Raw genomic sequence first — 14,557 nt, 5'->3', positions numbered from 1 at the left:
AATATTAAGGCATCAAATATATCAAATTAGATTTTGCGGAACCAATCCATTTAGCCGGCGTTCTTAATTGAGCGTTTCCATAAGGAAAATAAGCATTAATTAATACATTTAATCGCAAAACCATGTATTCTTTTGCAGACCTTTCATTGGTAATATCTCTCTTCATATATTTTTCATTAATCTCTGTTCGTACAAAATTAAAAATCAAGGCGAGATCTGTTTTTATTTGATCTATACTTTGGAATTGGCCCTTTCTATTTCTAGAAGATATCATCACATTAAGACTTCGAATATCCACATTCATAATGCCATACCCACCTCTATCAAATCCTTTTAAATCGAAAAAATTCTCTTCATAATAAATATTGGTATAATAACTCTCTCCAATCTTTTTAAGATTGAAGGATGATGGTTTAGTCGGAGTAGCGATTGTGCCCTGATTATTAACATTGTCAGTACTTTCACCATTAGAAGAAATACCATCGTCTTCTATGTGCTTAGTAGAATGATAATTTAGCGCTTCTTCAAATGAATATGACTTGTAATTACCATTTATGTCCTTTTCTTCATCATCTGTATATATACCCTTGTTCCCTTTATTATGTTCCTCCCAATTATAACGGGGCGCCATCCCATCAGGATCTATGAACGTTATTGGATTATTGAAAGCATAGTTGTACGGGCTGTGCCTCCTCATCTGCTCCGCCAGCGGATCCATCACATTCCACCGTCCAATTTCTGCGTCATAGAACCTTGCCCCGTAATCGTATTGCCCTTCCAGTGTATAAGAACTTCCAAAGCTATGCGTGCCCCCCTTCAAACCGTGTTGCATCTCCTTGCCGTTATAAAGATAATTATTTATACCGGAAATAAGCACGCTCTTCCGCTTACCAAAGGGATAAAAATCATCCTTTTGTACTACCGTCCCGGTAGTACCCGTGGTTCGCTGGAGGGTAGCCCGCACGTTACCCAAATGGTCGGTTAGATTATAACGGTAGAGGTATGTTCCGCTGCTATTTTCAAGGTAGCCTTCCTCCGTATGAATCATCTCGATCGTACGGGCGCCGGCACCTATTTTGCTGTATTCGATACCGCTGATATAGTCCCTTTGCGTAGCCGTACCGCTTTCGGTATGGTACCGACGAAGTTTCTGCCCCATCGCATCGTAAAGATAACCTAGCTTGATCGTAGCACCTGTGTTGTAAACCGAATCTGGCAGGTTCAGGTGGTTGTAACGGATCGTCATATTCGTACGATCCTTCGTCACATTTCCATTCACATCATAGGTATAACTACCCTGTAGGGCCCCCGTCAAATTCGCCAGACGATTACTTTTGTTGGTATTGTTGTAGGTATAAGTGATCGTTCCCCCGTCACGTATAAGTGTCCGGATATTACCCATGTTATCGTACGTCAATGTCTCACTCATTACCGTACCCGTACTACTCCCACTTGCCAGTCTGTTCACTGCATCGTAACTGTAACTGAATACATTGGGTGTACTGGTAGTGCCGTGCCCCCAGTGCTGTTGGGAGATGTTACCGTTGTACTGTGCAGTAGCTGCCACCGTGGGATCATTATATTTTAGCACCTGGGTGAAATGCGGCGAACTGGTGCGGGTGGTCCAGCCCCGCTCATTGTAATTATAATCGATCTGCGTGATGAAATTAGTACCGCTGTTCTCACTATGCAGCTTCTTCTGCTTGAGCTGACCGATCTCATTGTATACCAGTCGGCTCTGCACAATTTCCGGCTGTGTGTTCACCTTTTTTCTGGTCTCCTTCAATCTACCTACGTGGTCGTAGTTATTGGTCGTAACGATGGTTGTCGCAGTTCCAGATGCAGAGGGCTTATGTACACGCGTGCTGGTCAACAGTTCTCCGGGAAAACTGTAAGTATTGGTCACGTAATCTGTACCGGTTAAATGGTTCTGGCTGGCAGACTGGATCAATCTGCCGCGGTCATCGTAGTAGTTCACCGTCAGCAACGGAAATGTACCGTCGTCTCTGCTAACCTTTGTTCCAGTGAGTAGCGTCTTTGTTTTCAGACTTTTCGTAATACTCGAAGGCTGAAGTGTAGAGGCGTTGGTACCGCTGAACGTATAGTCGTCATAATAGTTGACCACAAGCGGAGTCAAGCCTACCATCGGAAAAGAGATGTTTGTGTACTCTGGTGTTCCGTTACGACTTTCCCATTGTGCTGATACCGCATCTGCCAAAATCTGTACCTGCTTACGTGTAATTTGACCTACGCTAGCATTAGTGTATATGCCGCTGGATGCAATCCGCCCAAATGCGTCATACTTGGTATAACGCCACTTCTTTAATGCTCGTTGCACGGAGTCCTGCGTCAGGATTGGCTGGTCGATGCTATTGTACACCATATATTCCCAGCCCTTACCAGGGATCTTTTTTTCGATAAGCCTGCTACGGCTGTCGTATCTATAGGCATAGACCAGCTCGTTGAAATCAGCGTTACCATCCGTCACCGTAGCAGTTGTATATCCAGGAGGGATTACATAACGCAGATTTCCAAAGTCATCGTATACGTAATACGTGTTTAGTGCCTCCGTATTACTCTTCCATACTCGTTTGAGAACAACACGGTCGTCCAAGTCCCTAAACTCTTCCATTATACCAGACTTCAATGAGGTATCCGCCAGCGATATATTTTCATTCCGAAAACGAGTTATTCTTAATTTCCCTTTGGAATAATTGGCCGATCTAGATGCACCATTGACTGTAACACGCCAAATCGCAACGACATCTGTGCCGGTCGACGTATTGGTACCATAACTACTTCTACCAGTATGGCCGGAAGTTGGAATATCATCGCGATATGGTTGCCAGTCTGCCCCGGGAGCTCCCTGCTGTTCGATGCGGTTCAGCGGATTTTTCTCAAAGACAACGTCCGAATACGGATGCTCGGTCTTGGAAACATGACTGTCCCAGGAGTTAGCCTGTGAATAATAGGATTTAATCAGATTTATCGCTACTGGATGGTACCAACCCTGCACATCTACTGCACGCCCGCCCACCGAAAGATACTTTCTAAATTCCTGTCCGTATCGATTGTATTCCACGACATCAACAATATCAGTTTTGGAGGGAGAAGCATGCCAACCGACCCTTTGAACCAAACGGCCTACTCCATCGAAATACTTAATGTTACGGTTCACACTATCTACAGGTTTGGAAAACAGATCCGTATTTGCCACATAACCCCTACGAGGCAACAGCTCCATAATATAATTCCTGTTCGCCTTTGGGAGAGTGGACTGACCATAAAGCCATCCTTGGGACAGCAAAATAGTGGATATGATAACACCTAATATTTTCATGTTAATTGAACAGAAAAATTTCCGAAAGACCATATTCATAACCAAATATTTCAAAATTAAGAACCTCCAGTTCTGCAGTTTCATTGCCAGTAGAAACCATATCAGAGTATTCTGCACCTCCATTGAACAAATATTCCAGACCTATCTTGTCCGGTAGGAATGGCTGATCAAGGTTACTGAAATGAAATACAACCTTGGAATATGACCCAGGTCTAAGCCAAATTCGCCATGTATCATATGTGTTATCGTAATGCGTACCTGCGGAATAGACAAGCTGATTATTGGAATCATAGCAGGATATTCCGGAAAATACGTTATCGTTCGCATGCAAACCCATTATGTCAGCAGCAAACATACAGACACCTAAGCTGTCGGCATAGGCTTGGCCATTGACGATTATGTCCTGATCCGCTAACGTATTTGCGTGCAGCACGGAAATAGTTGAAGAATAGGTATTGGCGGGCACTTCATAGATAATACTCTCACCCATTACCCTGTCATCTTCTTCGCAGCCCATTTTTGTAAAGGACTGTGTCTTCCGCTGGTTCCAATAAATCGGCGCGCTGCATGTACCGTTAGTGTTGGCGTAAATCTGTCCGTTCTGAGTAATATCCTGCTGCGCCTGGTTGTTTGCGTCTAATTGAGAAACATAAGATATATACTTGCGTGCAGGAACCACATAAACCACAGAGCTGCCTATCATCCCTCCTGTACAATTGCTCTTTGTAAAGGTCTGCTGCTTTCTATCGTTATAAAACACCTTAGGATTATTTAATACGCCATCAGCCTCGGATTGATATTTATAGACATAGGACTTAACAATTTTGTTCTCATCATCCAGCACACTCAATAACCGGCCAAATCCGTCATATTGATAGGAGGAGAAAGCTGTATTAGGCTCTATGGCTTTATTTACCCCATATTCGTCATACTTATACCCCCTCACCATAGAAGATTTGAAATGGTTCTGCACAGATGCTATTAAATTATCTATATAATCGGTTCGAAAGATACTGCCGTAATTCATATTTAGGTTAAAAAGTGTAGAATTACCACCTACATAGTTAAATAGACTATCATACGATAAATTATCGGCAATCAGTACAGGATACTGATATCCCTTACCATATAAGACAGATCGAGTAGACCCTCGGTGTCGTTTGCTTTCTACTATATTTCCGTAAAGGTCATACCTACTTATGATATATTCCGGCTTGAAATCACTATCCCGGGTTATCTTGTTATTGGAATAAATAATCCCTCCATTTTGAAGCAGTCTCGGATTGGTAGGTGAAGGACTATACGTAAATATTGTATCTACAAAAGGGGAATCGGACTTGTAGCTATAATAAACCGTAGACAACGTTTTATGTGCTGTGCTATTTTTTAATTCCTTGGTAGCAAGTATGGGCACGGTTATCTTATTTAAAGCCAAAAGATTTCGTATTCCAAGACTTTTTGAGTCTGTTGATGCTGCTGAAACTGGATAATCAACAGGATAAAATGTCTTGGATATAACAGAGTCTCCATAGCTATTTAATGACGTCTCTTGGTTTGCTAACCATAGCCTATCGTTATAACCGTATTTTGTGTATACTGTATCATTTCCATTCGTATGATAGTTGATTAGTTTCTTTTCCTTAAGCGGTACAAAATGTTTATAATACGGATATATTCTATAAACAGGGAAGACACCTGGAGCATCTTCGGGATCTTGATAGGAGATTTCTATAGGTCTCATAGTACCACCGTAGTCAACACCATTGGTAACAAGAAGAGCACTCGCCATCATTTTCAAATAATCACCGCCCTGCTGGTCATCATAATCGAAAGCATAGGTATTGATCTCCTTGCTGACAACACTCTGATTGCCGGCATAAACACTCATTTCCAATAGTTTGCCCCTAAACAAATCGAAGGATACTGGACGGTCATTTATTAAATAAGTAGTTTCACCATACCTATCTGGATAGTCATCATAAGAGGTAAATTTATAACTCGTAAATCCGCTTTTATTATCAAAATTATATTCCTGAACTTCTTTATAACCAACACCCTTTCCTTGATCTGAGATCAAGGGGTACATTGAACGCGAATGCCTTTTCATAATATCGTGAAGATAGGGTTCGCCTTCGCTTCTAGGGTCAGGTTCTGACGACAGATCCCAAGAACATGCTTTGTAGTTATAATTCTGGTACAGTTGTGCCCTACCGCTTTTCAAATTAGGGTTATTCGCTAAATAATACGTAAAATATTTATGGGAAATAGTGTCCTTGTCCAACCCTATTGTGGTAATCCCCTTTATCCGATGTCCTCCGACATACGAATTTACTAATACTTTATTGCTGTTTACCAGTTCTGCTTGATTGCTTTCAAAATCGAAGAAGGTGGTGGCGCCGGTTGGATAGGTAATTTCTTTTAACATTCCCATATTGGAATAGTATGGGTTTACATTGCGGTTTGCTCCTGGAAAAGAGCTACCTAGGTGGGTTGCCGCATCGAAAAGGTTTGAATTAGAACTTCCATTATAATATCCCCAATAATCCTGGGAATAAGATTTCAATGGGCAGATCAGGTTATTATAACGAAAGGTATACCGGCTAATAGGGTTAACCGTAGGAGGTTCGAGGACAGCTCTTTCATAGTCTAAATCACCAATGCTCAGGGAATCTAACCGTAACCGTTTCAGATGTGCATTAACAAGGGTATTTGCTGTCGGCCCATTTACATTGAAGTAGCTTTGATGGAATGTATGAATCGATTTTATATCACCGTATTCGAACACAGTTATTTTCGAGAGCGCTTCATCCCCAAATAGGTCGTACCGTGGATTATCATATGTAAAGTTGACAACTGTTGTGCCGGAGGAGATGCTTACTAGTTTTATTAAGTTTGAACGCATCACCTGTTTCCCTGTGCTATATTCGCTAACATTCATAGGGCCGGTAGAAGTGAAGGCCATTCCAAAAAGATGCGTACGGGAAACTTCAACATCCGTAAGGCAGTTCACTTTCTCTTCATACATAAAATGTGACTCTCTCCCCGTAGCCGGATCAAAGATATGGTCTAGACGCCACGATGTAGGAATGGGATCATGAGGAATCTGCGTTTCGTTTATCGGGGTGAACTCGATCGTAGAGAACGTGTATATTATTCCATTGCCGTCTCGAACTTCAAACACCAAATGACCTGTACTTTCATCGAAATCGATCTCAAGAGTCGGGTCTGTTAAAGAAATAAATTTGCCAAGCGTCTGATTATAGATAAATTTGCCGCTTTTAGTTCCAAAATTATAGTGATAGATGTCACTGCCGCAGTCGATCTTCCCGTACCCCATTCTTATTAACCGAGTCCTTACGTTTGTGATATTTGTATAGTTCTTCAAATCTCGGTTGACACTATCTATCGTGTACGGTTCGGTAAAAAAACTGTGTCCCCCCATAGAACTGCGTTCGTCCGGTATCCCAACAACGGATCTCGTTATCGTCCCTCCAGCGCCCAAAGCCCATCCAATGCCTAAATCGGACGATATTTCATCAACCCTTATACCAGCAGCATGGTATTTAATCTCAATTGGCAAAGTCATATCTCCATCAGTAATGGTATATATAGGAATAGTTATATCTGGAATTCCTGTATAATGACCGACGGCTATTTCGCTAAATTTACCTAAAGAGGCGGCATTTGGAGATGGAACAGTCAGGTTCTTTTCCTCGTGAATATTATTCCATAAGCTTTGTTGCTGTGCGTCAACATTTTTCCCACATAATAGGGACAGAATTAAAAAAAAACCAAATTTGTTCATAAGCCGTCTAGGTAGTAAATAAAAGTTTATATCTCTTGTTGAGAGTATAATCAATTCATGGTAATCTGGCAAAGTGCTATTATATATTATATAATATGGGTTCAGCTAATAATTACTCTAATATAAGTATTGTTAATCAATTAAAAAAGTATTTTTTTGTTTTTAGAAAAAGAACTATCCAAACTATCGCGACCAAGAGTACAAGGCTTTTCAAGAAAAACATATCGCATTAAAATAGCAAATGGTAGAAAAGCAAGTATTGCAATTGACGCATTAAAGGAAATAAAAAAATAGTAATTCTGCCTATATCGATACTTTTAAATTATTTTTATCGCGATGACAACACCGACTGGTAATGATGTAAAGAAATAATCGGCACAAAAAAACATACTTACTCCTGCCATATTAAATAAATTATGACAAACTCGAAAATTCAAGAACGCCCTTCGTTTCATGGGTTTATTTTTTTAATTTTATAACTAATAACGCTCTATTTCGGCGATACTGAAGTAACGCGTTTTTAAATCTAAATGAAAAGAGATTAAGAATAGAACTTCTAGCTCCAAAAGCAGTATAGTAAGTCTCGATAGATATTTACAGACATTCGTATCAAATAAAATATATTAAACATCCTATGCAAAATTTCCACACTATCGAATATTCAACAGATCTACAAGAAATTGGAAAATCATATCCACAAATTCAAAAAATGCGCAAAGGTTATGATTTTAAACCAGAAAACTCTATAGATAAACTATCCAGATGTGATAAAAAGTTTCCAAATTTCAGCCCTGATTTAAACCACTTTATACTTCCTAGCAGCAGTATTGCTACTGACTTCATAAGCAATTCCATATCATCAAAAGGAATGATTGTCAGTGAAAAAGTGGTAGAATTATTCAAAAAAATAACCCACTGCCCAGTACAATTTTATCCTGCAGAAATTATGCACAAATCCTCCATATTAAAAAAATATTTTTGGATGCACATAGTTTCCGACTACACTGATAAAATTAATTACTTCAAAACTAATTTTGTCATTCTTCAGGATTATAAACATGAACATGGCGCCATACAAATCAACTCATTAGCGGATCTTGTAGAAAAAAAACAAGAACTCATTAATAATAACCCCGACTTAACTATGACTATTTGGGCAGAAAGCATTACTTTGTCTAGTCAATTTAACTCAACCCTCGATTTTTTTGAAATAGGGACATTTGACAACAACATATATGTCAGTGACTTATTTTTTAAATTGTACCATGACACCAACCTAACTGGCTTGTTAATAAAACAGTCTAACAAACTAAATATAGAATAAATTCGGCATTTACAACATAAGAGCAGTATCTATTTTTGGTTTTATTGCAGGCATAATATTCAGCTCTGTTCTTGTATTATCTTGGAGACCAGCGGGCACCACTGATTTAAATAAATCATTAACTTTTGTTGAAGGATTATTTTCAATTGTTTGTTTAAGATCCTTTACCAAATTCCTTGTAAACTTCAAAGCATCGGAACTCGTAAACTCGGGATTATCTTTCGTAAATTTACTAATACGATCCATAACTTCCTGATTGTAGTTTGGATGATTTGAATGCCTTCCTTCGCCGCTCGTTTTACTAAACTTTTCGACAGGCATCCTGTTCTCCGCACCTTCAAATTTAAAACTTTCGTCTCGAGCTGCACGAATAACCTCATTATTCTTAAGTTGTCTAGGCATTATATGATGATCTTGGTTTTTTGAAGCTTCAACAGCTCTGCCGATAAGTTCTTGAACAGGTTTTCCAGAGATTTCTCCCCCTGCTTTTGCTGGATTCTCTACGGAAGCCCCCCCTCACAAGAGGGCCGATTCCAATAAAGTTAACATTATAGTCATTACCTCCAAAGGTTTGATCTATACTCGATGCTATATCCTTCTATGAACCGTACATCAGGGAGACACTCCAAACGGGAAGATGTGCGCGACAACCCTAAAATTTATGCAATCGTCCAACAACGTTCTATGATCAACGATCAACCTGACATTGCTCCTGGTCTGTTATGCGTTGAGCGCTCTCAATAGTTCTCCGATGGGTGAGGATAGACAGTTGAGGTCCTATCAACTTTTTTCACTGAAAACTGCCTGTCGTGTGGCTGTCGCCGCTATCACCCCTTATGACTTCAGAAATAGTGGTGCTATGAATCCCCAGTGTTCATGAAGCCTCCTCGATAGTCGGATATAATTAATATTAAAATAATTTAATATAGGGTTTGAACATAAATATTTGCCCTCTTTTACCGCCAGTCATTTCTTTTAATATATCATATTGCTCCATTTCATCAATAATTTTGTAGGCGGTCGGCATTGATACACCTGTAAATTCTACTACCTGTTGTGCGTTAATGATCGGACGCTGATACAAATGATCTAATATATTGAGTAAATGATGACTTCGTGTACTGCTCTTTTGGATGAGTTCTTCTTTTTCTTTTTTTAGCTTTAATATAGCATCGAACGTAGCAACTCCGCTTTTTGCTGTTTCTATTACGCCTACCAAAAAAAACTTCAACCATTGTTTGATATCGTTATGAGTACGAACACGCATAAGATTATCATAATATAGTGCTCGGTTACGTTCAAAAAAATCCGATAGATATAAAATAGGCTTCTTTAGAATTCCCTTATCTACTAAATAAAGTGTAATCAATAAACGGCCCACGCGACCATTTCCATCTAAAAAGGGGTGGATGGTTTCAAACTGGTAATGTATCAATGCAATCTTTAACAAATCAGGAAAAAAGTATTCTTCATTATGCGCAAATTTTTCAAGATCATTCATCAATTCCGACACAGAAGTATGTACTGGTGGGATAAAAGCAGCATCATTGATACTCGCACCACCGATCCAGTTTTGACTGGTTCGGAACACTCCCGGTAATTTATGTTCTCCACGAACGCTTTGCAATAGAATGCGATGAGTGTCGCGGATTAATCTCGATGAAAAAGGCAAATCATGTAGCTGCTGAATTGCCTGATTCATTGCCGCTATATAATTATGAACTTCCACCCAATCGTCTCTGTACTCTACTCCCAAATCTTCTTTATCCAAAAACGCATCTTCTATATTCGTTTGTGTACCTTCTATTTTGCTACTTTGAGTAGCTTCCTTGGCGACATGCATACTGATAAACAAGTCGATATTAGGTATATATTCGGAATACATGTCTAACCGCCCCATCTGCCGGTCGGCTTGCGATAGTAATTGTTGTATTTCTATATCATCTAATATCCATTGCTTGTTCAGTTCGTTAGGCTGAAAGCTTTTGTAATACCCTTGGCTGATATAGGATCCTGCTTTGAAGTCCTTCATTAAAATAAGTTTATGGTCGCATTTTAAATAGAATATACGGTTATTTAAAATTTAGCACGCTAATTTAAATAAAAAAAACCTTATTTAAAATTTATGGATTAATTTTAAATAAGATCTGTAAGCCCGTCCCGTATACCTCTTGTCGGAAGCTATCTTCGATTTAGAATGCATTTTCTAAATCATCCTATCTAGAAGTCGAGCTTTCACCTTTAATAAGAAACAGCCACTTCGTGATACTCCACCGTAGCCGCGTTCATTAGTGCTTTAGCAATATACAGTTTGTCACCATTCGTTAAGAGTGAAATCGAGAAGGCTGATGTAATGCCAGTGGCAAGCGGTTGGGCTTTCCATTTCTGCAAGGACGGATTATAGATGTGTAGCTTCATGGTTTGCCCGTCTAGCAGCCAGATCAGGTCTTTGTACACCACTACCGTGCTCATGGTAGGAGCTGAAGTGTAATTAAATGGCAGATCGGACAACGTCTCCCAATTCCGTGTTGATAGGTCGAAAACACTGAATTTCTTATCGGCACTCCTACCGCCCAGTACGTAAATTTTATTGTCAATCCCCGCTACGCCAGAATAAGATGTAGGATACAAATAGTCGGGCAATCCGATCCACTTATCGTCTTTTATACTGTAATACCGGAATTCTTTTGGACGTGATCGTCCGCCTAGCGAATAAATGTTACCACTATATATAGCCGTACCAACTTCACCGTCCCTAGCAGAGTTCGGGTAGTTTAATGCAGTCCATGTATTTGTAACCACATCATAAGCTGCGCTTCCATTGGCAAACAAGTACATTTTTTTGCCATCATTCACTAATTTGCCGCTATATCCGCAAGCACACAGGTCGTCCGTAACGGCAAGTGCTGCAGAATAGCTGTTACTCAAGATGTTATAGGCCAAAAACCGGGGTTTTCCGTCGGAAGTTGACGTGGCACCATAATAAATGGTTTTGCCAATCATCGAGAAAAAGACATGCGAATAGTCTACGCGGACACCTGTTTCGGGTGCATAGATCTTTGTAAGTGAAACTGATACGGCATCGGGATCAATATTGTGCACAGGGGAAGGATCCTTATCTTTGCCACAACTAACAAAAAAAGCGATCAAAATAACCATCGTGTAGCGGGAAAGCCCTAAGACCTTATTGCTATTTATCTTATTGTTCATCTAGTAACTCCTTTCTTTTCCAATACAATGTTACCCATTTGATCCCGACGTATTTTCGGTAATGAGTGAAAGGGTGTCTTGACTACGCAAAAGAGTTCTTTCATTGAGTAAACGTACTGGGTGATCGCAATAGTGGAATCGTTAAGCGACAGCAGTATGACCCGTCGTAAAATAGCTATACTGACCCGTCCCAAACTCATCGAGAATCATTGGCATTCCTTCTTGAATATTTTTATGGAAGAAAAATTACACCGTGATACAGTTGTTGCAAAAAATGCAACAACTGCCCAAGATGGTAAAACTTATGAAGTAGAGTATTAAAATCTTGATGCGGTAATCTATTCCACTAGTCTATGGTGGAGACACTTCCCAATCCCGTACAAACTACACCGTAAAAAGTTGGAAAGAAGCTTCGGATGGAGAGGGGTATGACTAATCGGGCGTCAATCTTGATGCACCAAGCAAAGAACTTTATACACCAAGTTTCAAACTTTGTCCATCAAGATTAAAAGATGTCGCATCAAGTTTACGGCAGGCTAAGCCAACATTTAAACTTGATGCATCAAGTTTCTAATAGGCGTTAACCGGCAAGAAACTTACCGCAGCAACATACAAACTTGATGCACCTTGATACAAAGACATCGCTACAAGTTTCAAACTTTGTCCATCAAGTTTGAAACTTGATCCATCAAGATACAAACTGGATCCATCCCAACGCACACTTGTGTCTACCTCCATTACACTTGATGCATCAAAAATGACAGTCTTGTAGACCTGATTGCCCCGAGATGTACCAACTTCTGTAGCCATGGCGTTGATGGAACGTCCGGTCTTGCCAGATAGTAATCTTCATTAGGCTAATGATTTTCCGAATGCAAGGTCATTTCGATATGGTGTAATTTTACAATTTCAAGTCTATATTAGTCCGCGTAAGTCTTAACTTTTAGTTTTCGTTTTAAAAGTGTAATTGCGCTTGCATAAAATACCAATAATTGGTGTTTTTGATTAAAGATTAAAATTATGGCAAAAAACACTTCAATATTATTAGGAGATTATTTTGACAGCTTCATTAACAAACAGGTTCAATCTGGAAAATTCTCATCTGCAAGTGAGGTTGTAAGAGCTGCATTAAGGATGTTTGAACACGAGGAAGCTAAGAAAACAGAACTTATTAAGGAACTCAAAAAAGGAGAAAAATCTGGCTTTGTGAAAAACTTCGATAGAGATACTTTATTGAAAACACTTCATCAAAAACATATTGCAAATGATGATGTATAAAATAAGTAATGAAGCTCAAAATGATCTATAAAATATTTGGCTTTATACTTTTGAAACTTGGTCTACAGAACAACATACACTTCGCTTATTGCATAATTCCATCCTTTTCGCCCGCCACGGAGTGCCTGATCCGGCCAAATGCCCCTCTTCAGCAGTGGAACGCTCGTGAAAACAGTTACATTTGTTGAAAAGTTATTGTTTACCATGCCGAAAAATTAATTTTAATTACACCAAATTAATGAAAAACAATTATGAAATCCGAAAATCGATTATAAAATCATGTTTTTTGTGATTTTTTTATTTATCATTGAATCTTAATAAGTGTTCATAAACAGCCAACAATATAGCTTTAAACAAAATATATACCTTCGACCAAGCTTGGCTCTTTCGAATCATGCGAAAATGCGCTAGAAGATATGTTTGCTGAAAGCCATTAAAAATAGTATTCGTTTAAAGTTGCAATTCCGGTATCCGTTTCCGTCAGCGATGTATAAACTCCGTAGGCTACGTTTGTGAATGCAAAGCATTTGAGTTAAATTTGGCACTAAACTACAGGAATATGAATGTATTATCACTTCGAGAGCAGGTTAAAAGAGGCTCAATGGCTGTAAAGGCACTCAGAGCTAGCCGATTGAACAGCGGATTACCTTTCATGATTAATGTAAAAGGTTTGGAAAGCAAGCTGTGTTATATGGAATACCCTAATGGCAAAATACATCTTGTAAAACAGTCTAGCAATGGCAATGATTTTGAGACCATACATATCTTAGATGAGTCAGAAACAGTCCAGTTTAGACGTCGTTTCGATCTTTATTAATGCCCGAACTTTTTGTAATAACCGGATCTAATGGAGCGGGTAAATCCACTGTAGGACCTAGCTACTTTCCAGATAATCTTCAAGATGTATTTGATGGAGACAAACTTTATTTAGAGAAAAGGTCGGAATTATGGAAATCAGGATTACGTGTACAAAGAGAGCTAAACAGTCAAGCATCAGAATTTGTAGACCTTACGTTTTACTCGCTAGTGGAAAATGCCATTTCTCAGTCGCTGGACTTTGCATATGAGGGGCATTTTTCAAAAGATGAAAGCTGGAATATTTTACATCAATTCAAAAACGAGGGATATACAGTACATTTAATTTTCTTTGGACTGGATAGTGAGGACATCTCGTCAGACCGTGTTCTTATCAGAGCGAAAGAAGGAGGGCACCATGTTGATCCATTAACCTTAAGAGAAAATTATTTTGGTAACTTACATCAAGTCAATGATCGATACCAGTTGTTCAATACGTTAAAAGTAATTGACACTTCTGAACTTGAACATAAGGATTTAGTGTTTATTTTGGATGGAAAAGTGGTCGAAGCCTTGGATATTTCGCAACAGCCAAGCTGGTTGATAAATTATATGCCAAATATAGCTCGCTTAATTAATCTTTAATAGCCAAAAACGGTTTGGCTTTAGCTGTTATACTGAAAGCTCCTGCTGTAATTGCTTCCGTTTGTAAAGCTTTTTAGCTTACTCGCCCAGCTGCCCTAGCTGTACGCAAAGATATCTGCCCTGCATGGATGAGGCTGTTGATGTTCCAAGCAGCAAATGG

11 protein-coding genes are annotated in these 14,557 nt (G+C 39.3%); 5 read left to right on the top strand and 6 right to left on the bottom strand.

The features are described 5' to 3' along the window. Positions 1–4: 4 nt before the first annotated feature. Positions 5–3,340: an RHS repeat domain-containing protein gene (locus FAZ19_RS02445; RefSeq protein ID WP_169305541.1), complete on the bottom strand. Its 3,336-nt coding sequence runs from the start codon at positions 3,338–3,340 to the stop codon at positions 5–7. A gap of 1 nt (position 3,341) precedes the next feature. After that, the gene (locus FAZ19_RS23765; RefSeq protein WP_169305540.1) at positions 3,342–7,145 is read right to left on the bottom strand and encodes a DUF5977 domain-containing protein; all 3,804 of its coding nucleotides are present in this window, start codon (positions 7,143–7,145) and stop codon (positions 3,342–3,344) included. 634 nt (positions 7,146–7,779) lie between these two features. Between FAZ19_RS23765 and FAZ19_RS02440 the strand changes: the two genes are divergently transcribed. Further along, the gene (locus FAZ19_RS02440; RefSeq protein ID WP_136819007.1) at positions 7,780–8,469 is read left to right on the top strand and encodes a hypothetical protein; all 690 of its coding nucleotides are present in this window, start codon (positions 7,780–7,782) and stop codon (positions 8,467–8,469) included. Positions 8,470–8,478: 9 nt separating this feature from the next. Here the strand turns inward: FAZ19_RS02440 and FAZ19_RS02435 are convergent, their stop codons facing one another. The 3 genes from FAZ19_RS02435 to FAZ19_RS02425 all read right to left on the bottom strand — a co-directional run bounded on the left by FAZ19_RS02435 (position 8,479) and on the right by FAZ19_RS02425 (position 11,679). Then, entirely contained in the window at positions 8,479–8,916 is a 438-nt protein-coding gene (locus FAZ19_RS02435; RefSeq protein WP_262709331.1) for an AHH domain-containing protein, read from the bottom strand. 463 nt (positions 8,917–9,379) lie between these two features. Next, positions 9,380–10,501: a Fic family protein gene (locus FAZ19_RS02430; RefSeq protein WP_136819005.1), complete on the bottom strand. Its 1,122-nt coding sequence runs from the start codon at positions 10,499–10,501 to the stop codon at positions 9,380–9,382. A 209-nt stretch (positions 10,502–10,710) separates the two neighbouring features. Next, on the bottom strand, positions 10,711–11,679 hold the full coding sequence (locus FAZ19_RS02425; protein WP_136819004.1) for a Kelch repeat-containing protein: 969 nt from the start codon (positions 11,677–11,679) through the stop codon (positions 10,711–10,713). Between the two features lie 120 nt (positions 11,680–11,799). Between FAZ19_RS02425 and FAZ19_RS24055 the strand changes: the two genes are divergently transcribed. Further along, positions 11,800–12,000, top strand: coding sequence for a hypothetical protein (locus FAZ19_RS24055; RefSeq protein WP_211245416.1), 201 nt, complete (start codon positions 11,800–11,802; stop codon positions 11,998–12,000). 249 nt (positions 12,001–12,249) lie between these two features. Here the strand turns inward: FAZ19_RS24055 and FAZ19_RS02415 are convergent, their stop codons facing one another. After that, positions 12,250–12,489, bottom strand: a complete 240-nt coding sequence (locus tag FAZ19_RS02415; protein WP_136819003.1) for a hypothetical protein — start codon at positions 12,487–12,489, stop codon at positions 12,250–12,252. A 210-nt stretch (positions 12,490–12,699) separates the two neighbouring features. Between FAZ19_RS02415 and FAZ19_RS02410 the strand changes: the two genes are divergently transcribed. The 3 genes from FAZ19_RS02410 to FAZ19_RS02400 all read left to right on the top strand — a co-directional run bounded on the left by FAZ19_RS02410 (position 12,700) and on the right by FAZ19_RS02400 (position 14,397). Further along, positions 12,700–12,957, top strand: a complete 258-nt coding sequence (locus FAZ19_RS02410) for a type II toxin-antitoxin system ParD family antitoxin (RefSeq protein WP_136819002.1) — start codon at positions 12,700–12,702, stop codon at positions 12,955–12,957. A gap of 559 nt (positions 12,958–13,516) precedes the next feature. After that, positions 13,517–13,774, top strand: coding sequence for a hypothetical protein (locus FAZ19_RS02405; protein ID WP_136819001.1), 258 nt, complete (start codon positions 13,517–13,519; stop codon positions 13,772–13,774). Beyond that, positions 13,774–14,397, top strand: a complete 624-nt coding sequence (locus FAZ19_RS02400; RefSeq protein ID WP_136819000.1) for a zeta toxin family protein — start codon at positions 13,774–13,776, stop codon at positions 14,395–14,397. Before FAZ19_RS02405 ends, FAZ19_RS02400 begins: the two co-directional genes overlap by 1 nt. The last annotated feature ends 160 nt before the right edge of the window (positions 14,398–14,557 follow it).

This window comes from Sphingobacterium alkalisoli (genome assembly GCF_005049105.1).
Classification (GTDB): domain Bacteria; phylum Bacteroidota; class Bacteroidia; order Sphingobacteriales; family Sphingobacteriaceae; genus Sphingobacterium; species Sphingobacterium alkalisoli.
The sequence above is the reverse complement of the archived record's forward strand: the minus strand, read 5'-3'. Positions and strand labels throughout refer to the sequence as shown.

Excerpts from the sequence above, each read along its gene's own strand:
- FAZ19_RS02415 (WP_136819003.1), bottom strand. The coding sequence starts at position 12,489 with ATGGCTACAGAAGTTGGTACATCTCGGGGCAATCAGGTCTACAAGACT.
- FAZ19_RS02445 (WP_169305541.1), bottom strand. The coding sequence starts at position 3,340 with ATGAAAATATTAGGTGTTATCATATCCACTATTTTGCTGTCCCAAGGA.
- FAZ19_RS02425 (WP_136819004.1), bottom strand. The coding sequence starts at position 11,679 with ATGAACAATAAGATAAATAGCAATAAGGTCTTAGGGCTTTCCCGCTAC.
- FAZ19_RS02430 (WP_136819005.1), bottom strand. The coding sequence starts at position 10,501 with ATGAAGGACTTCAAAGCAGGATCCTATATCAGCCAAGGGTATTACAAA.
- FAZ19_RS23765 (WP_169305540.1), bottom strand. The coding sequence starts at position 7,145 with ATGAACAAATTTGGTTTTTTTTTAATTCTGTCCCTATTATGTGGGAAA.
- FAZ19_RS02400 (WP_136819000.1), top strand. The coding sequence starts at position 13,774 with ATGCCCGAACTTTTTGTAATAACCGGATCTAATGGAGCGGGTAAATCC.
- FAZ19_RS02405 (WP_136819001.1), top strand. The coding sequence starts at position 13,517 with ATGAATGTATTATCACTTCGAGAGCAGGTTAAAAGAGGCTCAATGGCT.
- FAZ19_RS02440 (WP_136819007.1), top strand. The coding sequence starts at position 7,780 with ATGCAAAATTTCCACACTATCGAATATTCAACAGATCTACAAGAAATT.
- FAZ19_RS02410 (WP_136819002.1), top strand. The coding sequence starts at position 12,700 with ATGGCAAAAAACACTTCAATATTATTAGGAGATTATTTTGACAGCTTC.